Source organism: Rhizobium sp. 62_C5_N11_2 (genome assembly GCF_051811185.1).
Classification (GTDB): Bacteria; Pseudomonadota; Alphaproteobacteria; order Rhizobiales; family Rhizobiaceae; genus Rhizobium; species Rhizobium leguminosarum.
This window is the reverse complement of the sequence record NZ_JBPWPW010000001.1, coordinates 257744-280793: the sequence shown is the minus strand read 5'-3', so window position 1 is coordinate 280793 and position 23050 is coordinate 257744. Positions and strand designations below refer to the sequence as shown.

At 57.8% G+C, this 23050-nt stretch carries 19 protein-coding genes; 6 read left to right on the top strand and 13 right to left on the bottom strand.

Features of this window, described 5'->3' with window-relative positions; genetic code table 11:
• The first annotated feature begins 55 nt into the window (after window positions 1–55).
• The 4 genes from AB8B31_RS01440 to AB8B31_RS01425 all read left to right on the top strand — a co-directional run bounded on the left by AB8B31_RS01440 (window position 56) and on the right by AB8B31_RS01425 (window position 5990).
• The gene (locus AB8B31_RS01440) at window positions 56–970 is read left to right on the top strand and encodes a LysR family transcriptional regulator (RefSeq protein ID WP_065275797.1); all 915 of its coding nucleotides are present in this window, start codon (window positions 56–58) and stop codon (window positions 968–970) included.
• Between the two features lie 194 nt (window positions 971–1164).
• Complete coding sequence (gene ppc, locus AB8B31_RS01435) at window positions 1165–3921, top strand: phosphoenolpyruvate carboxylase (RefSeq protein WP_115157051.1); 2757 nt, start codon at window positions 1165–1167, stop codon at window positions 3919–3921.
• A gap of 89 nt (window positions 3922–4010) precedes the next feature.
• Complete coding sequence (locus AB8B31_RS01430; protein WP_065275799.1) at window positions 4011–4973, top strand: C-terminal binding protein; 963 nt, start codon at window positions 4011–4013, stop codon at window positions 4971–4973.
• Between the two features lie 36 nt (window positions 4974–5009).
• A complete protein-coding gene (locus AB8B31_RS01425) occupies window positions 5010–5990 on the top strand; it encodes a phosphotransferase family protein (RefSeq protein ID WP_197730416.1) in 981 nt (326 codons plus the stop codon).
• A 333-nt stretch (window positions 5991–6323) separates the two neighbouring features.
• On the opposite strand, the gene AB8B31_RS01420 is transcribed toward AB8B31_RS01425, so the two are convergent.
• The 9 genes from AB8B31_RS01420 to AB8B31_RS01380 all read right to left on the bottom strand — a co-directional run bounded on the left by AB8B31_RS01420 (window position 6324) and on the right by AB8B31_RS01380 (window position 15769).
• A complete protein-coding gene (locus tag AB8B31_RS01420) occupies window positions 6324–6875 on the bottom strand; it encodes an NADPH-dependent FMN reductase (protein WP_018447581.1) in 552 nt (183 codons plus the stop codon).
• Window positions 6876–6928: 53 nt separating this feature from the next.
• Window positions 6929–8047 (bottom strand): alcohol dehydrogenase catalytic domain-containing protein, encoded by a 1119-nt coding sequence (locus tag AB8B31_RS01415; protein ID WP_176707425.1) that lies wholly within the window; start codon window positions 8045–8047, stop codon window positions 6929–6931.
• 109 nt (window positions 8048–8156) lie between these two features.
• On the bottom strand, window positions 8157–9296 hold the full coding sequence (locus AB8B31_RS01410) for an amino acid ABC transporter substrate-binding protein (RefSeq protein WP_439007342.1): 1140 nt from the start codon (window positions 9294–9296) through the stop codon (window positions 8157–8159).
• A gap of 134 nt (window positions 9297–9430) precedes the next feature.
• The gene (locus AB8B31_RS01405) at window positions 9431–10432 is read right to left on the bottom strand and encodes a VOC family protein (protein WP_065275882.1); all 1002 of its coding nucleotides are present in this window, start codon (window positions 10430–10432) and stop codon (window positions 9431–9433) included.
• Window positions 10433–10530: 98 nt separating this feature from the next.
• Entirely contained in the window at window positions 10531–11847 is a 1317-nt protein-coding gene (eno, locus tag AB8B31_RS01400; protein ID WP_026188619.1) for a phosphopyruvate hydratase, read from the bottom strand.
• A gap of 45 nt (window positions 11848–11892) precedes the next feature.
• Window positions 11893–12336, bottom strand: a complete 444-nt coding sequence (locus AB8B31_RS01395) for a cupin domain-containing protein (RefSeq protein ID WP_018244724.1) — start codon at window positions 12334–12336, stop codon at window positions 11893–11895.
• Window positions 12337–12475: 139 nt separating this feature from the next.
• Window positions 12476–13183, bottom strand: a complete 708-nt coding sequence (locus tag AB8B31_RS01390) for an ABC transporter ATP-binding protein (RefSeq protein WP_018244723.1) — start codon at window positions 13181–13183, stop codon at window positions 12476–12478.
• Window positions 13173–14915, bottom strand: a complete 1743-nt coding sequence (locus AB8B31_RS01385) for a branched-chain amino acid ABC transporter ATP-binding protein/permease (protein ID WP_028731520.1) — start codon at window positions 14913–14915, stop codon at window positions 13173–13175. Before AB8B31_RS01385 ends, AB8B31_RS01390 begins: the two co-directional genes overlap by 11 nt.
• A gap of 2 nt (window positions 14916–14917) precedes the next feature.
• Window positions 14918–15769: a branched-chain amino acid ABC transporter permease gene (locus AB8B31_RS01380; protein ID WP_018244721.1), complete on the bottom strand. Its 852-nt coding sequence runs from the start codon at window positions 15767–15769 to the stop codon at window positions 14918–14920.
• 373 nt (window positions 15770–16142) lie between these two features.
• On the opposite strand from AB8B31_RS01380, the gene AB8B31_RS01375 reads away from it, so the two are divergent.
• The gene (locus AB8B31_RS01375; protein WP_018244719.1) at window positions 16143–17144 is read left to right on the top strand and encodes a LacI family DNA-binding transcriptional regulator; all 1002 of its coding nucleotides are present in this window, start codon (window positions 16143–16145) and stop codon (window positions 17142–17144) included.
• Between the two features lie 206 nt (window positions 17145–17350).
• Here the strand turns inward: AB8B31_RS01375 and AB8B31_RS01370 are convergent, their stop codons facing one another.
• From AB8B31_RS01370 to AB8B31_RS01355, 4 genes are all read right to left on the bottom strand, one after another.
• Window positions 17351–17884, bottom strand: a complete 534-nt coding sequence (locus AB8B31_RS01370) for a carboxymuconolactone decarboxylase family protein (protein ID WP_018244718.1) — start codon at window positions 17882–17884, stop codon at window positions 17351–17353.
• A gap of 174 nt (window positions 17885–18058) precedes the next feature.
• Entirely contained in the window at window positions 18059–18832 is a 774-nt protein-coding gene (locus tag AB8B31_RS01365) for a fumarylacetoacetate hydrolase family protein (protein ID WP_026230862.1), read from the bottom strand.
• A gap of 428 nt (window positions 18833–19260) precedes the next feature.
• Entirely contained in the window at window positions 19261–20025 is a 765-nt protein-coding gene (locus AB8B31_RS01360) for a LuxR family transcriptional regulator (protein ID WP_018244716.1), read from the bottom strand.
• Between the two features lie 716 nt (window positions 20026–20741).
• Window positions 20742–21830 carry a hypothetical protein gene (locus AB8B31_RS01355; RefSeq protein WP_028731522.1) on the bottom strand — a complete coding sequence of 363 codons (1089 nt, stop codon included), beginning with the start codon at window positions 21828–21830 and terminating at the stop codon, window positions 20742–20744.
• A gap of 602 nt (window positions 21831–22432) precedes the next feature.
• On the opposite strand from AB8B31_RS01355, the gene AB8B31_RS01350 reads away from it, so the two are divergent.
• The gene (locus tag AB8B31_RS01350; protein ID WP_018244714.1) at window positions 22433–23008 is read left to right on the top strand and encodes a hypothetical protein; all 576 of its coding nucleotides are present in this window, start codon (window positions 22433–22435) and stop codon (window positions 23006–23008) included.
• Window positions 23009–23050: the final 42 nt, after the last annotated feature.

Below are 23050 nucleotides of genomic sequence, written 5' to 3'. Positions count from 1 at the left end.
TCGCGACTGAGAAAGCGAGGTTTACTCATCGGCCCATGAGCTATAGTAATAGCTCATGGCAAACCTCTCGCGAAGGCTCCTTCCCTCCACCTCGGCTCTCGCGGCGTTCGATTCCGTCGCGCGGATGGGCACCTTCTCTGCGGCAGCGGAGGAGCTTTCCCTGACGCAGGGAGCCATCAGCCGGCAGATCGCGTCGCTGGAGGAACAACTTGGCGTTTTACTGTTCGAGCGCACCAGCCGTGGTGTCAACCTCACAGAGGCGGGCACAAACTATGCCCGTGCAATTGCCAGCGCTCTTGCGGAAATTCGTTCCGCTTCACTGCAGGCCATGACCCATCAACATAGCGATCAACTCAATCTTGCCATCTTGCCGACATTCGGCACCCGCTGGCTGATGCCGCGCATTCCGCGATTTGTCGCCAGACACCCCGAGATCACGTTGAACTTCGCCACACGCATTGGCGTGTTCGATTTCGATCGCGACGACATGGATATGGCGATTCATATTGGCCAGCCCGATTGGCCCGGTGCGGAAAGCACATTTCTTATGGAAGAGATGGTTGCACCGATCGCGTCGCCACTTTTTCTCAATTCACATCCCATCGTGAAGGTTGAAGATCTGCTTCGCCTGCCGCTGCTGCAGATGGCGTCCCGTCCCGGGGCCTGGAGCCATTTTTTCGAAAGCCTCCAGGTCAACGGCACCCCGTCGCAGGCCATGCGGTTCGAACAGTTCAGCAATGTGGCCCAAGCCTGCATTGCTGGATTGGGGCTCGCGTTGATGCCGCTTTTCCTCATCGACTCCGAGCTCGCAAATGGCCAGCTCGTTCAAGCCTTTCCACATCAGGTCAAAAGCACCAGCGCCTATTATGCGGTCGCGCCGCTGAGCAGGAAGGACTTCCGGCCTGTCGTTGCGTTCCGCGCATGGTTGCTGGAAGAGGTCGCGCGTTACCAGGAAGGCATTATCGGCTGATAGCGGGAGCCGATGAAACCATACCTAAGACACCTTCGATAAATCTGGGATGTCGCCAGGGGCTTCGCCATCTGTGCGGCCTTTCGCTCCTGTTCGTTGCGAGCGTCGCTTGACTCCTCGGCTAAATCCTGTCAATTTATGCTAACGTTAGCACAAGGAATGCGCATTTGCACCTTCAATTGAAGAAAGCAAGCATGCAGGCGAAACGCCTCACGACCAGCAAGGCCCTGGTGAAGGACGTTCGGCTGCTCGGCCGCCTGTTGTGCGAGGCTATTGAAGCAAGCGACGGCAAAGAAGCCCGTGAGGTGGTGGAACAGGTCCGCAGCCTCTCGGTTACCGGTCACAGAAGGACCGGCCCGCACCTAAACGACAAGCTCGCCCCGTTTTGTGCAACCATGCCTCCCCAAACCCTCAAGCGTGTGATCCGCGCGTTCAGCCAGTTTTCTCAACTCGTGAACATTGCCGAAGACGCACACCAAACCAGGATGCAGCGCTTCAGCATCGTCGATCGTGAACCTGCCATGCCGGGAACAATTGCCAGATCGCTTTCCGTTCTGGCTGCGGCCGGGGTAGAGGCGAAAGATATCCGCAGACTGCTTCTTGAAGCGGTCGTCTCGCCCGTTTTCACAGCGCACCCGACTGAGGTTCGGCGCAAGAGCGTTATCGAAATCGAGCAGGAGCTTGCACGATGCCTGACGCAGCTCGACCAAGCCGGCCTGATTGAGCAGGAGATAGGTCGGTATCAAGAGGACTTGGAAAGGGCGACGACGACCCTTTGGCAAACGAACAGCCTTCGAGGGCGGCGACTTCAGGTCGTGGATGAAATCCTCAATGGCTTGTCCTATTACGACAGCACCATTTTCCGGGTGATCCCGGAGGTATACGAGATTCTCGAAGATCAGCTTCGAGACTCTCCCTGGAGTTTCGGCGAGGACCCGCTGCCGCCATTCTTGCGCATGGGTTCCTGGATCGGTGGCGACCGGGATGGCAATCCCTATGTCAACGGCGAAACCCTGAGGGAGGCGCTCCGGTTGCAGAGTGAGAGAGTTTTCTCGTTCTATCTCGGCGAACTGCACAGCCTTGGCGCCGAACTTTCCTTGGATGACCGGTATGTGAAAGTCTCGCAGGAGCTTCAGCGCCTCGCGACCGACTCCCCCGACAGATCGGAACGGCGCCGACACGAGCCATATCGCCTGGCGATCTCGGGCATGTATGCTTGCCTGGCGGCCACGGCACGTAAGTTCGGCAGCACGGAACTGGTTCGCGAACCTGTGGCGGCCGCCCCTTCCTACCTGTGCCCTGCCGAATTCGCCAAAGACTTGGCGACGATCAGCAAATCCCTGACAGCCAATGGCGCAGAAAAGATCGCCACTGGAAAACTGCGCAGGCTCCAACGCGCCGTGGACGTCTTCGGTTTTCACCTTGCCAGTCTGGATTTGAGACAGAATTCCGAGGTTCATCAGCGGGTTGTTCATGAGCTTTTCGAGAACGTGCGGCCTGGCACACGTTACGAGGCGTTAGCCGAGAGTGACAAGATCCGCTTGCTCACCGAGGAACTGCGGTCTTCCCAGCTGCTGATTACACCGCTCAGGACTTATTCGGCCGAGACGGTGTCGGAGCTTTCCGTTCTGCGTGAAGCTGCCGAAGCCCATAAGCACTATGGCCGCGTCAGCGTCCCCAATTACATCATTTCGAAGGCCGGAAGCCCTTCCGACCTTCTGGAGGTCATGGTTCTGTTCCGTGAGGCGGGGCTGTTCCGGCCCGATGAGCCCGAAGCAGCGTCAATGAACATCATACCTCTTTTCGAGACGATCTCGGATCTTCGAAGGTCGCATGACGTGATGCAAACAGTTTTGGCCGTCGAAGCCTATCGGACATATGTGGAAGCGCTCGGCGGCAAACAGGAAATTATGCTCGGCTATTCGGACAGCAACAAGGATGGCGGTTATCTGACTTCGGGATGGGAACTGTATAAGGCAGAAACGGCCTTCATCCAGCTCTTTGAGCGTGAAGGCGTTCGCCTCAGCCTGTTTCACGGTCGCGGCGGCTCCGTGGGCCGCGGTGGCGGCCCAAGCTATGAAGCCATCACCGCCCTGCCCCCTGGCGCGGTTGCCGGATCGATACGGCTGACGGAGCAAGGTGAAGTTATTGCGGCGAAATATTCCAATCCGGCACTGGGTCGTCGGAATCTCGAACTTCTTTTAGCCGCGACGCTGGAAGCGTCCTTGCTGCCTTCCGACGCACAAGAGCCGGATCCCGAATATCTTGGCGCCATGGAGGAACTGTCCGACCTGGCCTTTGGCGCCTATCGCCGTTTGGTTTACGAGACCGAGGGGTTTGAACGGTTCTTCTGGGAAGCAACGATCATCGGCGAAATCGCAAAACTGAACATTGGCAGCCGCCCAGCCTCACGCAGTTCCTCATGTCGCATCGAAGACCTGCGAGCGATACCCTGGGTGTTCGGCTGGTCGCAGAGCCGCATGATGTTGCCGGGTTGGTTTGGATTCGGTTCGGCCGTGCGACAATGGCTGGCCGGACACCCCGACGGATTGCGAATTCTTCAGGGAATGCACCGGGACTGGCCTTTCTTCCAGACACTGATTGCGAACATGGAGATGGTGTTGGCCAAGACCAACATGGCGATCGCGGCGCGGTATGTGGGCCTCACCCCTGATGCATCCACCCATGAGAAGATTTTTGCACGCATAAAAGACGAATGGGAAGCGACGACAACTGCGCTATTCGGCATAACGGATCAGGCCTCGCTGCTCGCGAATAATCCGGCACTCAAGCAGTCGATCCATCATCGCTTTCCCTGCCTCGACCCGCTTAACCACATGCAGATCGACCTTCTTCGTCGCCACCGTGCCGGAGAAGGCGATCAGGACACTGAAGAGGCGCTGCATCTGACCATCAACGGAATTGCAGCAGGGCTACGAAACAGCGGGTAAAGTGCGGCAATGTGGATGGCGTAAGCCTATTTTTCTTGACCTTGACAAAGCCGTTGCGCTAACGTTCGCATAAAATTGGGAGGAAATTCATGACACGAACCGTGCTGTTGACGGACTACGCCTGGCCGGATGACAAAGTGGAGCGGGAGGTAATCGAGCGGGCCGGGCTTACCCTCGTCAGCGGTCCGGCCGAGCCGTCTCCGCCTGCTGAGATCGACGCTTTGGCTGCAAAGCATCAGCCGGACGCGATTCTGACCTGCTGGGCTCAAGTTAGCGAGACGGCAATCGCTGCGTCTCCTAACCTCAAGATCGTCGCTCGTCTCGGAGTTGGCCTGGACAATATTGCAGTCGATGCAGCGACGGAGCGGGGGATATGGGTGACGAATGTTCCCGATTATTGCGTTGCAGAAGTGTCTGACCACGCCGTGGGTTTTGCGATTGCCTGGGCCCGCGGGCTGATCCACTTCGACCGCGAGGTTCGCTGCGGGCGCTGGGACCCGGCTTCGGCAAATCTCCGCAGGCTTTCGGAGCTGACCTGCGGCATCGTTGGGTTTGGTCGTATCGGCCGTGCGACGGCAGCAAAAATGCAGGCGCTCGGATGCCGGGTTACAGCACATGATCCCCATGCCTCGAATGTTCCTGTGGATGTGGAGCTTGCCGACTTCGATAGACTTCTGGCCTCGAGCGATATCGTCATCGTCCATGCGCCACTCTCGCCGGCGACGCGTCATCTGATCAACAGGGACGCCATCTCGAAGATGCGTCGCGGAAGCCTGCTGATCAACGTCAGCCGCGGCGGCGTTGTCGATACTGCCGCGGTGATCGAGGGTTTGGAATCCGGCATTCTGAGCGGAGTCGGCCTTGATGTCCTCGAGGATGAACCACGCGTTCCACAGGAGCTGATCGCTCATCCCGGCGCGATGATCACTCCGCACGTCGCCTTCTCCTCGGATGCTTCGCTGATCGAGCTGCGTCGCCGGGCGGCGGAGGAAGTCGTCAGGGTTCTCAGCGGAGAGAAGCCTGAACACCCCCGCAACAGCCCCCGCCGCTAATGCCGCAAGGACACTGGGTTCATGTCTGTAGATGAGATGACGATTTTCGATGAGTTCTTGCTGAAGAGCGGTTTGAGGAGCGCTTCCGAGGAGGCGGTCTACAAGCCTCTGACGGGTGGTGTTTCTTCAGATATCTACCGTGTGGAGCTTCCTGGCCGGCTCATCTGCGTGAAACGCGCACTTCCCAAGCTTAAGGTGTCCGCCGATTGGCAGGCGCCGGTGTCGAGAAATGTGTACGAATGGAACTGGATATCCTTCGTAGCGCACCACTTCCCTTCTGCCGTTCCGACGCCTCTCGCACACGACGCGTCGTCTGGCATCTTCGCCATGGCGTTTCTTCCCGGCGATCAATATCCGCTGTGGAAGACCGACCTGCTCCACGGAAGCGTTGACCGAAAAGCGGCAGAGCAAACGGGCCGGCGAATTGGACAGATCCATTCCGTTAGCGCCCGCACATCGGGGCTGTCGGAAAAGTTTGATTCTGGACCGAATTTCTATGCTCTTCGGCTCGAGCCCTATCTGGTGGCGACCGCCGCCAAACATCCCTTCGTCAGCGATCGCCTGGCAGAGCTGGTTCAGCGCACGGCCGAAACAAAGCTGGCGCTCGTCCACGGCGACGTCAGCCCGAAGAACATCCTGCTGGGCAAGAACGGCCCCGTGTTCCTGGACGCCGAATGCGCCTGGTTTGGCGACCCGGCTTTCGACCTCGCCTTCTGCCTCAACCATCTATTGTTGAAGAAGGTCGTCGCCGGACAGGCGGCATCTGAGCTCGCATCGTCATTCGCGGCGTTGACGGCAGCCTACCTGGATCAGGTCGACTGGGAAGATCGGGACGCCCTCGAGGCTCGGGCTGCAAGCTTGTTGCCCGCTCTCTTCCTCGCCCGGGTCGACGGCAAATCGCCCGTCGAATACATAACCGACGAATGCCAGCGCGAAACAGTCCGCAAAGCCGCCATCCCGCTGATCGCATCGCCTCGACAAAAGCTGGCTGACGTAGCGCAGGCCTGGTTTCCATAACGGAACCCCACTCCTCAGGCAGCGGCATTTTTCTTTGCCGCTGCGCCGATAACCGCGCGGCCCTTGTGAAATGGTCAGAAGAGCGAAACAACGACTTTCGGGCAAGAATTCCCATCACCACGACAAAACCGACATGACACTCTCGAAGCGGCGCGCGCGCGTCACATCGGGCGGTCGAGTAACATAGGCCGCTGAGGTTTCGCCTGCCAGCTGAGGCTTCGCCCGTGAAAATACCAAGCCCATCGGGAAAGCGGCGCATTCATTAAAAGAGAGTATAATAAGCCATCGCGCTGGTCCCGCGATGGCAGATAGAGACTTTGCATCTGCTTCGGCTCAGAACCGAGCGACCCAGCTTTCGAAAGCAACCAGGAAGCTCTCGATGAACTTCTGGGTTCCTTCATTGAGGAAGACCCCGTGATCGCCCACTAATTTGTCGGCCGTGCTCAGGTAAACTTCAGGCTGGGGCATGGTCGGCACGTTGATGTTGGTCAGGATAACCCTGAGCTGAAGTGCCGCGGCTGCGCCGCCGATGAGACCGGGAGAAGCGCCAGTCACCGCCCCGGGCTTGTGATCCCACACGCTTTTTCCGAAGGGGCGAGAACCGACTTCGATCGCATTCTTCAATGCCGCGGGTACGGATCTATTGTATTCAGGCGTCACGAAGATCGCGCCATCGCAAGCCTTGATGCGCTCACGGAAGGATGTCCATTCCGTCGGCGGCGTCTCCGTCTCCAAGTCTTGGTTATAGAGCGGAAGCTCGCCGATCGGCACGATTTCCAGGTTCAGTCCGCCGGGCGCCACTTTCTGCATTGCACGGGCGAACTTCAGGTTGATCGAAGCCTGACGAAGGCTTCCGACCAGGACCGCGATATCTTTCTTAGACATGTTCTCTCTTCTCGCGCGGGGGATGCGCCGGCGATAGCCGGCGCCGGTGATTGTTACTGATAAGAGGCAGGGACCGGAGGAATGATCACATAGTTGCTGAAGCCGCCATCGCGTTCGCCAATGCCTGATATGGCTTCGTTCACCCGCTCAAGCGGATAGATCTTGTGCTCGAGATACGACAGGTCGAGCGCACCGGTGCGGACCATGTCTGCCATTTCCTGCCCCTGCGCAGCGCTGAACCAGTTCGAACCGATGAGTTGAACTTGCTCGTCCATCAGCCACTTCACGTCGACTGGAACATCTTCTGCGACGCCACCAACGACAACCACGCGGCCGCCCCGACGAACTCCGCGCATGGAGTCGACCACGGTCGCGGCGGGGGCTCTCGCGCCCAGCGCACTGATAACGAAGTCCACTCCCTCGCCACCGGTTTGGGCCTTCGCCCATTCTCCGGTCGAGCCTTCGCCGAGCACGATGGTGTCGATGCGGTCAGGGGCAATGGCTTTTACGCGGTCCAGCAATTCCATGCTTCTGCCGGTGCCCAGTATTTTGGAGATCCCCATCGCAAGACCGAGCTTGGTTGCCGCGACACCAAGCGTACCGGTGATCCCGTCGATGAGGCAAACCTGACCAGGTCCAGCCTGTGCATTCTTCAGGGCGCCATAGGATGTACCGAGGTAACCGAAGCGGCCGGCCTGCTCGAAGCTGAGGTTATCCGGCAGGCACACGAGCGAGTATTCCGGGGCGGTCATGAATTGGCTGAAGCCGCCGTACGGATAAAGATCAAAGATCCTTTGACCATCGCGGCTGGTGCTGAAGTACCCATTCAAGGTGTAATAGCGGCATTGGCTGCGGTTGCCTGACCGGCACGCCTTGCAAGAACCGCAGGATCTGAGAGGGCTTACATAGACACGATCGCCAATCTTGACATTGGTGACCGCCTCGCCGACTTCGGCGACGACCCCGGCTGGGTCCAAACCAAACACCGCCGGAAACTTCGGCAGTGGCTGGTGGGGGAACCAGGTTGGCCAATTATTGATGACGTTGGCCATGTTGGGCACGATACCGCAGGCCCTGACCTGCACCAGCACGTCGTTGGGCCGGGGCGTGGGAATCGGAATCTCATCCAGCGACATCGGCTGATGCAGAGCATGCAGCCGAGCGGCGATCATAGTTTTAACCATTAACTCCTCCATAGGGACATCGGTCGGACCGTGCCCGACCGAATGCATTTTTTTGCAGTTTCAGACAGGTGCGCGGCACAGTGCCGAGCGGCATTCGTCAGGGGACCAGGAACTCCTTCCCAGCCGGTCGGAAATCCGCAGGCCAGACAGTCACCCAATCCTTTCCTTGAACTTGCTTGAGCTTCGTCGATGGCTTCCCGGCATTGAACTTGCCGTCGAAAGTCCTTGGTCCGACGACCGTCTCGACGGTATTCGAGCGCAACCACGCAGCCATCGCGGCGTCGTCCAATTTCCCCGCCCCTTCTGCTGCCGCTGCAAGGATTTGCCACGCAGCATATTCGACCGCAGCCTGATACTCCGTACGCGGATAGGGGAAACCCGCCGCCTTCGCCTTGGTGTCATAAGCGCTTACGAATTCCTGGGCGCCGTGATACGTGAGGAACGGCTCGTGCTCTTCAAACCAGGTCAGAGAGGTCAAGCCGTTCGCCTTGGGGTGAGCTGCGGTCGGGCCGGGTGCCGGGAACAGATAGAATTGGTTCCTGGGCTGGTAGTCGATCCGGCTCATTGCATCGAGAAGCTGCACAGCCTCCATGCCGATCGCACCGGACCACAGCAGGTCCGGATCAGCCGCTTTGATGCGGTTCGCGATTGCGCCGAAGTCCTTCGTGCCGAACTCGTATTCAAGGCCCAGCACGTTCTTGATGCCACGCTTCTCAGCAACTTGCTGGCCGCCCTTGGCGATCGTCAGGGCCGACGGGAATTTGCTCGTGACGAACGCGATCGTCTTGGGAGGGGTCGGCAGGCTCGCATAGGCATCGAGAACAACCTCGGTATCCGTCGATTGCGGCTCGGCCCCGATCGGAAGAGACGGGAACTGCAGAGGATATGGGGCGAGACTGGGGTCCCCCAGGCTGCTCTGAACCAGCATCTTCTTGAACCGGGCGGCAACGCCCATTGCTGCGATGATCGAAGACGTGCCATAGGGCCCCATCAGGAGATCGACCTTATCGGCGGTCACCAGCCGCTCATAGAGTGTTCGAGCATTGGCGGGCAGCGATTGGTCGTCGAGAAGGACGAACTCCACCTTTCGTCCGAGAATACCGCCTTTGGCGTTGATCTGCTCGACGAACACTTCTCCGGCGAGCTTGTGGATTGTGCCTACGCCCGCAAGCGGACCCGTTAACGGCAGCGTTCCGCCGACGCGGACCGGCCCTTCTTGGGCAAAAACTCTCGGCATCGAGCTGAAAGCTGCTACTGCGGCTGCAGACCCGAGGAATGCTCGTCTATTCAGTATCATGGAATTCGCACTCATCTCATCCTCCCAGATGCTTCCGGCATGTCATCATCAGTCTCTGCCGCCGGCGGCAGGTCTCAGCTCTTCGCCAGCCCCTCTGCGTAGCGTTCCAGCGTCATAGGGTTCGGCATTTTCTCGGGGTGCGCCAGCGGTACTCCCGTAAACTCGCTGGCCTCGAAGAACCACCTCGAGACGGCCGGCATTCCCCAATGGACATTGGTGCTAAGGGCTGCCGCGTCCCAACGAATGGGCTCCAATTCCGCGTCTATCGTGGTGTAGTGATTGTTGAAGAACTCCACCCGGTGTCCATCGGGATCGCGCAGGTAGACGAATAGGACTCCGGAAGGGCCATGGCGTCCAGGTCCGCGCTCAACGCTGTCCCCATATCCGTAACGACTGGCAAAATCGCACACGGCGAAGATGTCGCTGCTTTCGGGAACGGTATAAGCAAAATGATGCAGCTGCGGGCCGATGCCCGGCACCAACGCCAGATCGAGGCAGACACCTTTGCGATACATGAAGTTCGCAATGAGATTGTCGCCGGCCGCGATATATTCCGAAGTCCGGAAACCGAGTTCGCCGTAGAACGCGCTTAGACCCAACGGATCGGCGACCATGATCTGGCAATGATCGAGCCCCTGGGCTCGGGCGCCACGATGTTCATGCACCTCGAGGAACTTACGGGGATGGACACTCATGCTGGAGCAAAGCTCGATGCGAGCGCCCGACGGGTCGCTGACGAGCAAGGTCCGCCCTTGATTTCGAACGTCAACCCATTCCGCCGGAAGCCCCTTCTCATCAAAAAAGAACTTGGCCTTGTCGAGGTCCTCCTCCAGAAACACCCGATAACCGATCCGCCTGCACGTCGGCTTCCCGACGGCAGGTGCGAGCACGAGACTGTGATGGCAGGCCTCGGACAATCCGCGAAGGTATGAAACACCGTCCGCGAATTCTGTTTCAATCAGTCCGCCGACATTGAGGTAAAAATCTCGGCTACGCTCCACATCATTAACTTCAAGCACGACGTGGCTGAAGCGCGTGATGTTGAAGGGAGGTTTCAAATTAACAGCCGGAAGCATGTCATCCTCATCTATTTTTGCTAACGTTAGCATAAAAGGGCCGGCTCTTTTGTCAACGCCTGTCATTGAGCGCGACCGGCAACCGGCCCATCCAGAATCTAACCTGCAGCAGCAACCGCGGCTGGCTTTTCAGCCAAGTCTAGCGCCGACCAGCCAGCGAACGAAGCCTCTTTTCCAAGGGCCTCCTCGATACGGAGAACCTCGTTCCACTTGGCCATCCGCTCGGAGCGTGAGAACGATCCGACCTTGAGCTGCTTGGCATCCCAGCCGACCGACAGATGGGCGATCGTCACATCTTCCGTCTCACCGGACCTGGCCGAAACAATTGTTCGAAAACCCGCTTTCTTGGCAACGGAGAGCGCTTCGAACGTCTCTGTTATCGTGCCCGCTTGGTTCGGCTTGATCAGCACCGCATTGGCGCTTTTATCCTTGATCGCTTCGGTTACCCGCGCCGCGTTTGTCACGAAGAAGTCGTCGCCGATGATTTGGCATTTGGAGCCGTAGCGAGCGGTAAACTCCTTGAATCCAGCCGGATCGTCCTCAGCGAGCGGATCCTCGATAGAGACGATTGGATAGGCCTTCAACCAGCCGCCAAGCATGTCGATCATCTCGGCCGTATCGAGCTGCCGATCTTCCAATGCCAGCGAATACTTGCCCTCACGACCGAATTCGGAGGCCGCAATGTCGAGCGATATGGCGACTTCGCCGCCCGGCTTCAGACCGGCGGCCTCGATCGAACGCACCAAGGCGTCGAGAGCTTCTTCATTGCTGGTGAAGGCAGGCCAATAGCCTCCTTCGTCCGCCACGCCCTGGAGCTTTCCGGCACGTTTCATAATGTCGCCTGCCGCGCGGTAGACTTCAGCGGTCCACTCCAAAGCCTCCGCGAAAGTCGAGGCAGCAGGGCACATGACCATGAAATCCTGGACGTCTACCCGGCGTGCTGCATGCGCTCCACCTCCAAAAATCTGGATTTCCGGCAGTGGCATCGTGATCCCCCTGTCGGAGCCCGCGAGATACCGCCAGATCGGTTGGCCGGCCGCAGCCGCTGCCGCGTGAAGCAACGCCATCGATGTTGCCACCGATGCATTTCCACCCAGTCTGCTCCGGTTCGGGGTGCCGTCCAGCTCGATGATGGCGTGGTCCAGATCGGCTTGATCATTGGCATTCCGGCCAACCAGCAACTTGGCGATTTCTCCGTTGACGGCAGTCAGGGCCTTGTTGATCCCCAAGCCGGCAAGGGCGCTGCCGCCGTCACGAAGGTCGAGCGCCTCGCCAGTGCCGGTCGATGCACCAGCGGGTGCAATGGCCCGGCCGGTCGCACCAGAGGCCAGCTCGATCTCTACCTCAACGGTGGGCCTGCCACGGGAATCCCAGACGCGACGGCCCTGCACTTTTCGGATTTCGGTGTTGGTCATGTTCAGTTGGTCCACAAGGTCAGATTGAAATTGGATCATCGGGCCTCACAGGCCGTCATCGTAATCCGTCATATCGGGGGTCCGTGCGCCAACCAGCACCACGGCGATGGTTGCCGGTTTGTCGCTCTTGTTTCGCCAGGCGTGACGCGTTCCGTTCTGTACGAAGGCGTCGAATTGGCGCAAACGGGTCTCATTGCCACCGTCGAGTTCCATCCAGATCTCGCCGTCCAGAACAATTCCATAATCGACGGTGGGAGTTTGATGTTTGCCATCCGGCTCGAAGCGCTCGGCCAAACCTGGACTGACCGCCATGTTCTCCGCGAGTGCCGCCGGACCATCAAAATCCGGAGACATAAAAACGGCATCTGGTGGGAACGTTAGCACTAGGAAGCGCGTTTCGCCGGGCTCCGGAACGAAGCTTGTGACCAGCGGAGTTGGATCGGTTCCGTTGAATGGAATGGCCGTGGACGTCGAAGTCGACCAGATCATCCGCGATACCAATCCAGGGATCGTCCTGAATATGTCTGTGCGGGGAACGGCGCCGTCCTGGGCGAACCTGGCAGCACCCTGACTGCCGTGTTCCGTCACGACGCGCCGGAGATGTAAGGGAACCCTCCCATTCGAATTTTCAGATACCAAGATACGCCTCCCTGATGCTTGGATCATTGATGAGAACCTCCGGCGCTCCGGAGGCCGTTACGCGGCCTTGCTCGATCACGTAGGCCTGATGGGCAATTTCTAGCGCCTTGTTCACGTTCTGCTCGACGAGCAGCACCGCTACGCCTCGCTCATTGATCATCTGGATGATTTTGAACATTTCCCCGACGATCAAAGGCGACAGCCCGAGCGACGGCTCGTCCATGAGCAAGACGCGCGGCTTGGCCATCAGGCCGCGGCCGATCGCAACCATTTGCTGCTGCCCACCCGACAAGGAGCCCGCCAACGAATCCTGGCGCTCTTTCAGAATAGGGAAAAGCTGAAACACCTCAGCGAGCGTGGCGTCGCGCTCCGCCCGAGCCACCGAGCGGTAGGCACCGAGCAACAGATTGTCGAGGACCGTCATCGCCGTGAAGAGACGGCGCCCTTCCGGGACCACTGCTATGCCGTAATCGCAGACCCGATGGCTCGGCACCTTGGAAACGTCGTTACCCTCGATAACGATCTTTCCTTTGTGCGGACGGAGAATTCCGGCGATGGCATTGACCAGCGTGCTCTTCCCTGCCCCGTTCGGACCGACGACCGAAACGATCTCGCCTGGCTTTACACTGATAGACAGGTCCCACAGAGCAATCGCATCTCCGTAGCCGACCTCGATCTTATCGACCTCAAGCAGCATGACTGGCCCCCAAGTATACGCTGACCACAGCTGGATCTCTCATCGTTTCGCTTGGATGCCCAAGCGCCAGGACCTTGCCTTGATCCAGTACCGCGACGCGGTCCGCCAAAGCGACAACCGCCCGCATGAGGTGTTCAACGAAGATGATCGTCGTACCGCCAGCCTTGATCCGCTTGATCATTTCAACCGCGTGGTCGACCTCGGCCGGATTCAAGCCACAGAGCACCTCATCGAGCAGAAGCAGACGCGGTTTTGCGGCCAGCGCTCTCGCGAATTCGACAAACTTTCGGTCATGCAGGTTCAATGCTGCGGGGAGCACGCCGGCCTTCTCAGCCAGGCCAGTAAAGGCGAGCGCCTCCCTAGTAACTGCGTCGACCACAGCCGCGCCCATGCCATCTGCGCTACCAAATTTCGCGCAGAGCTGAACGTTTTCGAGGACAGTCAGATTATCGAACAAGCGCGGGATCTGGTATGTCCGCGCCACGCCCTGCTGCGCGATCAGATGTGGTGACCGACCGGAAATCTCCTCGCCTTCCAATGTGATCGTACCGGAGGTCATGGTGTAGTGGCCGCTGATCATGTTGATCAATGTGGACTTGCCGGAGCCATTCGGCCCAACCAGAGCCAGGATTTCACCCCGCCAAACATCCAGCGTCACGCCAGTCAAGGCGCGGATACCACCGAAGGATTTGGTGACATTCTCGCATTTGAGAAGCACCGGACCGGAACCTGCTGCGGCTAGAGGCGCGAACTGGGTAACGGCCTGAGCAGCCGTCTCCGGTGCGCCAGTTCCGCCGCGCCTGTCGGCAAACCTGCGAATAAGGCTGGGGACGATGCCGGACGGCAGCACCAGGATTACAACTATCAGCGCAAGAGCAACGCCGGCACGGCCGAATTCCGCATGAGCGCCGCTGACGATAGCGCTCTGCAACACGGTGATGATGACCGCGCCGATCGCAGGCCCAGCCCAATGGCGAGCGCCGCCGAGGATGCTCATGAGCACGACATAGAGAGGAACAGTCACCGCAAACGTCTCGCCAACCGTGACGTAGCCTACATATACGGCGTGAATCGCACCCATTCCGCCTGCAAGTGCCGACGAAATCGCAAACGAGATCAGCTTATAGCGAAATGTCGGAACGCCTTTCACCTCTGCAACGTCTTCATCGTCGTGGATTGCGAGCAAGCCCTGACCGAATTTACTGTGAAAGATGAAGTAGGATGTCGCCAGCGAAGCAAGAACCGCGATAAGCCCAAACATGTAAAGGGAGCCGGACGCCGTCACACCGATCATCGGGATTTCGATCCCCGAGAGGAATACGCCTGTGCCCGAGTCCAGCGAGGTGTTTGACACAATGGCCGCGACAACGAACGTCACCGACAGCGTCAGCAGCGCGAAGAACTCACCGCGCAGAGCTGCGGAACGAAAGACAACCAAGCCAATCAGAGCGGCGATCGCGGCCGCCAGCAGCGCTGCAGCAGGTATCGTCGCGACGAAAGGCCACGACAACTGCGTCGTCAGCGTGGCAGTTGTGTAGACACCAATCCCGAAAAATGCTGCGTGACCAAAACTCCAGTAACCCGTGTAACCGCTCAGGATGCCCCAGCTCGTCGCCAGCACGACCCAGAAGAAGATGATGTACAGATAGGAAAGGTAGTAATCCGCCATTCCCAGGTAAGGCAGCAGGGCCAGGACCGTTACGATAGGCGCCGTGATTAGAAGCTTTTTCATAGTCAAATCACCGGTTTGCGCAAGAGGATGACGATGAGCACGCTGAATGCTACGAGCGGCGCCCAAGCGGGATTCACAACGGACATGGTAAGGCTCTCGGCCACGCCAATCAGCATTCCGGCGCCCAGTGCACCGATGGGGCTGCCCAATCCTCCAATGATGGCGACGGCAAATACGACCCCTATCCAGGCCTCGATTTGAGATGGTGCCAAAGTTCCGATCAGGGCGATGAAAACACCCGCGATACCCGCTGTCGCAGAGCAAAGGCCAGCCAGAATATATGACACGCGAGCAGAATTGATGCCGAAGGCTGACGCTACGGGGGCGTCATGGGCGGCAGCACGCAGCGCCTTTCCGAGCATGGTCTTGTTCAACGCGTACCAAGCCGCTCCAGCAAGCACCCCGGCGCAAACAAAGGCGGAAAGATCCAGCACGGGCACAAAGATCGGACCGAGCCGGATGGTGGTCTGGGCATAGGGTGTTTCATAACGAAGGAAGTCAGCCGACCAGATCCATTGGATCAGCGACTCGATCAGGATCGTGACGCCGAACGTCACCAGGAGAGACGCGAATTCCTTCACCTGAAAGCGTACGAACACACTGTGCAGCGCAACGCCGAGCGCGAAAAACAGCGGCGCGATCACCAGAACGCTCAAATATGCCGGGACGCCGTAAACGGTGCCAAACTGATAGGTCAGGTAAGCGCCAAGGAACGCCAGCGCGAAGTGACTGAGGTTCACCAGCTTCAACAAGCCCCAGCTCAGGCTGAGACCCATCGCCAGCAGGCCATAGATCCCACCCAGCAAGACGCCACCAACAGCGGATTGCAAGAAAAGAGCAAGGGTCATCAGCATCCACGTCCTTCTGTGGATACGATGATCGGTTCCAGGAATACCAGAACACCCATACGTTATGCCTCCTCCCATTTGCGCTAACGTTAGCACAAATATTCGTCCCACAACGAAGCCTCCGTGTCAACAGCATTCCGCAGGTTAATTCGTTGGCGGGTCCTTCTGCGAGCGCCGGGACACCAGGTAAAATATCTAAAATTTTAGATCAACAGTTTGAAAATATAGAAATTTATAAACGCATCTTGATCATCGCACCGATGCATCAGGGGCGAAAATTCGAGCACGTCGATTTGGCATAATCGTTTGCGATTTCGGAGTTTGACAACCGGGGCGTCAATGCTATCGTTGGCGAAAGTGATCATTAGAGCCAAGCACAATGGTAACAATTAAAGATATCGCCGCCACACTGCAAGTTTCACCTTCAACCGTAGGTCGCGCTCTTGCCGACGATCGACGCATCAGCGTCGAGATGAAGCGAAAGGTGAACGAAGCTGCAACTCAAGCGGGGTACGTTGCCAATCGTTCCGCACGCATGATGCGTGGGGTTCAGAGCAATCTCGTTGGGCTGATCGTCCCAGATATCCGGAACAGCTTTTATTCAACTATTGCCCATGCTCTCTCGCGGTGCCTTCTTTCAGCGAATTACCAACTGACCTTGTGTGAAACCGATGACGACAGAATGCACGAGCTTCGCCACATCAAGGAACTCACAAGCGTCAACGTCGCCGGGATCATTCTGGTCCCGAGCGCAAAACCTCATCCGGATTCTGCGCGAATCCTGAAGATGACGCCTCACATCCAACTGCTGCGAAAGGCGCCGCTGCTCGGCGAACAATGGTTTGGGATTGATGACAGACGGGCGCTTTACGAAAGCACTGAACATATCATCAATGAAGGTCACAAACGGATCGCTTATATCGGCGGCACGGAAGAGCTTCCCACTGGCGCAGCCCGCGTGCAGGGTTTCCGGGATGCGGTGAAGAGCTCCGGCCAGACGATCACCGTTCATGAGGAACTGGGCGCGCCTTCGTCACCCGAATTCGGACGGGAGGCCGTGCGTCGCCTTCTTTCCTTAAAGGATCGACCGACGGCGCTTGTGATCGGTGCGGTACAAAACACTTCCGGAGTCATTGATGAAATACAGGACCAGGCTTTGCGCGTTCCCCGCGACATTTCCGTCATCGGGTTTGGCGATGAACTTGGGTATCGGTGGTGGGGGCCGGGACTTACGACAGTCCAGTTGCCTGTTTCGGAGTTGGCAACGGCTTGTGGGCTTTGGTTCCTGCATCATCTTCAGAACAAGGGCGACCTAAGCAAGCCCTACAGCTTCATCTCTCCGCCCCAGTTGATCATTCGCGGCAGCACGAGCGCTCCGTGAAACGCCGGCAGGATGTCGATCTCCCGCAGCAAGCCGCCAAATCAGAGAGAGGCGCCCGTCCGGCGACGTGCACCTCTCTTTGATTGGCTGCGATTCATCCCATATCCCAGGGCCGGACGCTGAAAGCTCTGGAATGATCTTGATGAGACGCCGCCAAAACTATGCGGCAAGCCGAGGCGGACGCCGCTTCCACGCCGCCCGCTTGCTCACCGGTACCCTTCCTCAAGGTCGATTTTCAACGCGCCCATGAGACGAACACCGGAATTGTACCAGGCGACGTTGATTGCGAGTTCGACAAGCTGCTTCTCCGACAGGAACTTTGCAATCCCGTTCCACACTTCATCGGAAACATCGACGTGCAGCGTGGAGTCCTTGGCAAAGGCCATCACAGCCTTTTCCTGCTCGTTAAAAAGGCTCGAGGTCTCGAAGTCCGGAATTGCTTGAAACTGCTCTTCCGTCAGGCCTGCCTTGAGGCCATGAGAATGGTGATGCTTCACCTCGTACTCGGAATTTGTGCAGTATCCGACAGTAAGGATCGCCATCTCACGCAGCTTCGGGCTGAGGTCAGCAGCCCGGACCGCGTTTGCGTAGGTCAAGAAGTCGTCGAGGATCGCTGGAGCATTGGCGAGCGCAAGGAAAATGTTTCCGGTCGGAACCTTCCTCTCCTTCAGCAGGCGCTCATTGAGCGTGGGTTGCGTCTCGGCCAGTTCGGTATTCGGGATATATTTTACTCGTGCCATTTCTCCGCCCTCAGCTTGTCTTCGCAAATCTTCCTGCCCGAAGGTCTACGGTCAAAACCGGCCCTCGGCCAAATGCTAACGTTAGCATTAATAACACTCGAAAACTTAAGGTCAACCGAAATTTTAGCCGTGTAAATGCAAAGCTGTTTGTGAAGAATCGCCGCTCGTGACTACTTAATGCGGCGCAGGAACCACGGGATTCTTCAAAACACCGATACCGGGGATTTCCACCTCAAGATCGTCGCCGGGAACGATCGGACCGACACCTGCAGGCGTACCGGTCATGATCACATCGCCGGCCAGCAGCGTCATGAAGCGACTCAAGTAAGCAACGATGTCAGCAACCGAGTAGACGAGGTCTCGCGTATTCCCCGCCTGTTTGACGGTGCCGTTCTGACGAAGGATGACGTCAAGGTTCGTCGGATCGAGATCTGTTGTAATAGCCGGACCCATCGGCGCAAAAGTATCATAGCCCTTACCCGCCAGCAGGCAACCGAACTTGCTTTCCTGCCGCTGTATAATGCGGTCACTGATATCATTGCCACATGTGTAGCCGAGGACGTGCTGCAAGGCATGTTCCTTGCGGATGTGGCGTCCGCCTTTGCCTATGATGGCGACCAGTTCCGCCTCGTAGTGGACGATTTCGCCATCACTTGGATATTCAATGGCATCTCCGTTGCCGCTCGCTGCCGTGCTTGGCTTCATGAACAGCACCGGGAGCGTCGGCTGCTCTTTTCCGGACTCGTCGGTGTGCTGCCGGTAATTGTACGCGACCCCAAATATGCGAGGCCGCTCTACCGGGCATAGTAGGCGGACGTCGTAAAGATAATCCATCTGCCCGGTTCGCTCGATTGCCTGGAAGGGATCGCCAATAATCCGCTCGATCCCGCCCTCGCTTTCGACCCCGTAGTGAATTCCATCGGCTGACTGGTAGCGTACAATCTTCATTGGGACCTCCATTTTTGCTAACGTTAGCGCAAGCACGGGGATTTCGTCAACATACTTGCCTTCCGTCTTCAGCCAGGCCCTTCCGTAACAAGGCGGTTCGGGCAGCTGCGCCCGCGATCGCCGACCTCGAGAATGGGGCCGCCCGCTCCTGGTATCGATCTTCCACCGCAAATGGGCATACGCCTGCTCTGCGTCTCCCCGTCCTCTCTGCAGCGGTGGGCGACCGAGACGGACGCGGTACCGGTTTGATAACTGGCAACCGACGATGGACCGTGTGGGGTCAAGAGATGCGGCTCGTTGAGGTTCTATAGGGCGGGCGACAAACCCTGATGCGAGATTATGGGATATCCGCTGACAGGCTTTGATGCAGCCCCTGCCGAAGATCGTTGCTCAGAACGCCAACATGGCAATCAGCAATTGGACACTGCCTAACTCGGCGAGACGTCGGGCCCACCGGCGGCTCTTTGAATCAAGCGGGCAACCACTTCAGTGCGGTTCTGCGCCTGCAACTTGCGCATAATGTGTTGCAAATGCATCTTCACCGTATGCCCCGATAAATTGAGTTTTCCTGCAATTACCTTATTTGAACAGCCGCATTGCAACTCTGCGAGGACATCCGCTTCCCGGGGAGTGAAATCAGCAAACGCCAAGTACTGCGTCCTATCATCCAAGCTCTTTTCGGCATCATTTCGGGCCGGACTATGCTCGCTCGAGTCGTTTGTACCAGCTCCCAATAGCTGCGGGAAAAATGTTCCTCCAGCCAGGACGAGGCGAAGACCGGCAAGGGCAATGTCAATGGGAAGTGAAGTCGAGAAAAGGCCGCGGATGCCCATCTTGAGCGCCTGACGGGCTATGATGGCGTCATCCGTACCTGAGAGCAACGTGACAGGCGCCTCAGGAAAACGTGCCGCAATCGCCGCGAGATCATCCCGCAGGCTGGTGCTCTCAACACCTCTGCCGGCCAGACCTAATACAATCAAACGCACCTCAGCTCCAAGAGCTCGATCGAGACTCTCGGTCGAGATCAGATCTATAACGTTCCACCCGGTGAGCTCACGCTCAAGAAGCTTCACCACGGTGGTGCGCGCCAATGTAGAATGCTCAACGATGATCACAGTTGGTGCATTGCGCCCCGTACGGCGCCTAGTTCTATCAATGTCGGACACTTGCGTGCTCCCCAAGAGTATTTGCAACGCAACAGCTGATTATATTATTCCTGTTCTCACTACATGTCATGATAAAAAGTGAGTGTATTTCAGATATCAATAGTCTGATCTCTCATGATAATTCTTATAGTCTATAAGATTTCATCGATAGATAACTGGGCTTGCAGAGAACATTTAAGAGCTTTTTCGTGTAGGCTTGCTGGTTCGACTTGTTGCTGCAGACTTTCCAGCCTTCGCCGAATTCACGTACGGCAAGGGGGTCAACAAAGCTTTCAAAGGTACTGTAAATGCAACCGATCTGCGACAGACCCATTTAGGAAAGAGCCATTGGATAGAACGAACTGCCGATCGGCCGGGCTTTGTTTCCATATCTCAATTCAAAACAGTCGCAGACCCGGCAGCAAAATGACAACCGCGAAAAGAAACAAAAGCCTGAGATCGCTGATTACCCGTTATGATTAGTAAAACGGCGCTCTAATGACGCGTTAATACCAGTTGTTTCGCTCAGGCAGCACCGCGCCGGCACCGCCAGATGCCGGACAGGGTCAGGGCACCTGGCGGCCGAAATCGGCGGCAATGCTGATGAGGTCATGGTGGAAGGTTCAGCATCTCAGTGAGCCCGCCGTTCAGTACCATGGCGGCCAAGGATGCGAATGCCGGGCGGCGGAAACAATATGGCTTGAAAGATCGCACGAAGAACGGTTTCGTGGAGTTGAGCCTCTGCTACAGGTGGAGTCCATCTGCTAGCTGTGCATGAAGTCCAGAATGTCGTTTACGAGAGCCGAATGGGCGTCTGTGAGGTTCCCCTCTCCGCCGTGGCCCGCGATACCGGCCAACTGGAGCGCGTGTTGGTCATAGAGAACATGATCGATCTGCTGGGCGTCCGCCGTCCCGCCGGCGGGAACGGCAATGTTGATGGGATGGAAATAGCCGAAATTGACATCGACCATGCTGCCGGTTGACGATCCGTCCCCACCGCCGCCACCCGCGTGATTGCCGGTAAAAATCGTATCTGACGACAGGTTAAAGCCACCGCCATTGCCGCCGATGCCTGCGATCTGCACGGTGCCCTGATCGAAAATGACATTGTTTGTCTGATGAGCCTCCGCCGAGCCGCCTGCGGCGCCCACGGCGATGTTGATCGGTGAGAAGATGGCAATACTCACGTCGACCATGCTGCCGACGAAATATCCATCGCCGCCATGACCCGCATAAAAGTCGCCAGTCAATGTGAGCGCAGTTCCCGGGCTTATCGACGGGCCATGGCCCGCGACGTTATGGTCTCCGCCCGAGCCGCCCATGCCGCCGATCTGGGTTGCGCCCTGCAGGAACAGGGCGTTGTTCGATTGGTCGGCGTGAGCCTCCGCGCCAGGGCCTGCAGCCACGGCAGTATTGACGGGGGCAAACAGCGCGACTTCGGTGCTGACCAGTCCACCGTAGAAGAGCCCGTTGCCGCCAGTGCCGGCATGATTGACGCCATCGCCGCTGCCGATGGCAACATTGCCGCTTCCACCATTCCCGCCTATCCCAGCCATTTCGGTGGGATGCTGATTGATGAGCGCATCGTTGCCTTGGAAAGCGTCGGCACCCGAATGAGGTCCTGCAATAGCGGCATTGGACGGCATGAAGACGGCCAATGAATTGCTGCTGATCACGCCTTCGCTTATTCCATCGCCACCGCTGCCGGCGGAATTATAGCTTGGACCGGAAGCGACATCCAATGGAAGCCAGGTCGGCATCAGCGCCAGATGCCCCGCGGCCAAGTTGGAGGCGAGGTGTTGATCGGTGCCCGCCTTGGGCAAGTCTTCCAATGAGGAACGAGTTTCCGCCATTACCGTCTCCATTCGCGGTCAACCGCACGGCCACCGAGCGTGCGGCGCTATGCAGCCTGAATTGTTCAGGCATTGTGCATCTGAACGCCGGAAAAGCAGAGCCTGCAATTCGTCTACATCTCATCGGCTAGTACTGTAGCCATTTGGCTGTCATGGCCGCGGCGCCCGTTGCGCGAGTTTGCAAGCACTCAATCCCCGTTTGGGTTAGAGGCCCTACATCTTGCACACTCGTTCTCGCGGCGGGTCATGAAAGCGTTTCACCTCCAAGCGGGGTCTCCTGCGCCAAGCGCAGCCTGATCAGAACCCCGGAATGCAGCCGGTTCGCTTGGGTGGCCGTTGCTCCGAAAAACGGCGTCGCTTCGACGAGGTCACAGACATGATCATGACCATGCCATCCGGCCGCAAATCACTTCGTACTAATCCTAAATAACGTTCCGTCGCCTGCAAGTATATATCCGAATGGACATCACCGAATATCTAGATAGTTCACAGATTAAATCGCAGGCATTATTCGATTGCGGTTGTATTGGCTGGCGGTGACATGCTGGATACCCACGCCGTAAAAGTAACGTTGACGAAACGAAGTAGAAGGAGTGACATCAATGCCTATTCCACAGATATCTGACACGATTCAACTCCACAACCCGGATGCCGGTGACGCGAAAGCCGGCAACGGCGGTGATGGCCACAACGATGGGAACATCAACTACAACCCGGTTGCATATGTAGACCCCGTGCAAACGGTCTACGGGGCAGATACCCATCTGCACAATGGCGATCACGTTTGGCAGAAGGCAGATTGGGACGCCGGCAGTGGCGGAGACGGTGGCTTTGCTCAGGCCAAGAACGGCTTCCTGGCGAAGATCACGAACAGCGGCGACGGCGGCGCGGGGGGAGATTCCCACTCCAACGGCAGCCAAGGAAACTCGAGCGGCGGCGACACGGCCTCCGTGAATGCGGCTACGACCGCGACACAATATACGCAGCTCGTGGCCGATCAGCATGCCACCATCCTCGCCGGCGTCGGCGGCAACGGCGGTAATGGGAACAACGCTCTCGGCGGCGACATCTCGTCAGCATTGGTTCACTCGGATCCTGAAACGACGACGGTGAACAATTCTCTCGATCACTTCATAAACGCCTTCGGCCATATCGACGTCGACCATCTCGGCTCATGAACTCAAACTCTGAGGGTCGCCGGTTTCGGCTGGCGACCCTCC

What these genes read in the sequence shown, in the direction of transcription:
- AB8B31_RS01440 (WP_065275797.1), top strand. Translation starts at nt 56, where the DNA reads ATGGCAAACCTCTCGCGAAGGCTCCTTCCCTCCACCTCGGCTCTCGCG.
- ppc (WP_115157051.1), top strand. Translation starts at nt 1,165, where the DNA reads ATGCAGGCGAAACGCCTCACGACCAGCAAGGCCCTGGTGAAGGACGTT.
- AB8B31_RS01430 (WP_065275799.1), top strand. Translation starts at nt 4,011, where the DNA reads ATGACACGAACCGTGCTGTTGACGGACTACGCCTGGCCGGATGACAAA.
- AB8B31_RS01425 (WP_197730416.1), top strand. Translation starts at nt 5,010, where the DNA reads ATGACGATTTTCGATGAGTTCTTGCTGAAGAGCGGTTTGAGGAGCGCT.
- AB8B31_RS01420 (WP_018447581.1), bottom strand. Translation starts at nt 6,875, where the DNA reads ATGTCTAAGAAAGATATCGCGGTCCTGGTCGGAAGCCTTCGTCAGGCT.
- AB8B31_RS01415 (WP_176707425.1), bottom strand. Translation starts at nt 8,047, where the DNA reads ATGATCGCCGCTCGGCTGCATGCTCTGCATCAGCCGATGTCGCTGGAT.
- AB8B31_RS01410 (WP_439007342.1), bottom strand. Translation starts at nt 9,296, where the DNA reads ATGCCGAGAGTTTTTGCCCAAGAAGGGCCGGTCCGCGTCGGCGGAACG.
- AB8B31_RS01405 (WP_065275882.1), bottom strand. Translation starts at nt 10,432, where the DNA reads ATGCTTCCGGCTGTTAATTTGAAACCTCCCTTCAACATCACGCGCTTC.
- eno (WP_026188619.1), bottom strand. Translation starts at nt 11,847, where the DNA reads ATGACCAACACCGAAATCCGAAAAGTGCAGGGCCGTCGCGTCTGGGAT.
- AB8B31_RS01395 (WP_018244724.1), bottom strand. Translation starts at nt 12,336, where the DNA reads ATGATCTGGTCGACTTCGACGTCCACGGCCATTCCATTCAACGGAACC.
- AB8B31_RS01390 (WP_018244723.1), bottom strand. Translation starts at nt 13,183, where the DNA reads ATGCTGCTTGAGGTCGATAAGATCGAGGTCGGCTACGGAGATGCGATT.
- AB8B31_RS01385 (WP_028731520.1), bottom strand. Translation starts at nt 14,915, where the DNA reads ATGAAAAAGCTTCTAATCACGGCGCCTATCGTAACGGTCCTGGCCCTG.
- AB8B31_RS01380 (WP_018244721.1), bottom strand. Translation starts at nt 15,769, where the DNA reads ATGCTGATGACCCTTGCTCTTTTCTTGCAATCCGCTGTTGGTGGCGTC.
- AB8B31_RS01375 (WP_018244719.1), top strand. Translation starts at nt 16,143, where the DNA reads ATGGTAACAATTAAAGATATCGCCGCCACACTGCAAGTTTCACCTTCA.
- AB8B31_RS01370 (WP_018244718.1), bottom strand. Translation starts at nt 17,884, where the DNA reads ATGGCACGAGTAAAATATATCCCGAATACCGAACTGGCCGAGACGCAA.
- AB8B31_RS01365 (WP_026230862.1), bottom strand. Translation starts at nt 18,832, where the DNA reads ATGAAGATTGTACGCTACCAGTCAGCCGATGGAATTCACTACGGGGTC.
- AB8B31_RS01355 (WP_028731522.1), bottom strand. Translation starts at nt 21,830, where the DNA reads ATGGCGGAAACTCGTTCCTCATTGGAAGACTTGCCCAAGGCGGGCACC.
- AB8B31_RS01350 (WP_018244714.1), top strand. Translation starts at nt 22,433, where the DNA reads ATGCCTATTCCACAGATATCTGACACGATTCAACTCCACAACCCGGAT.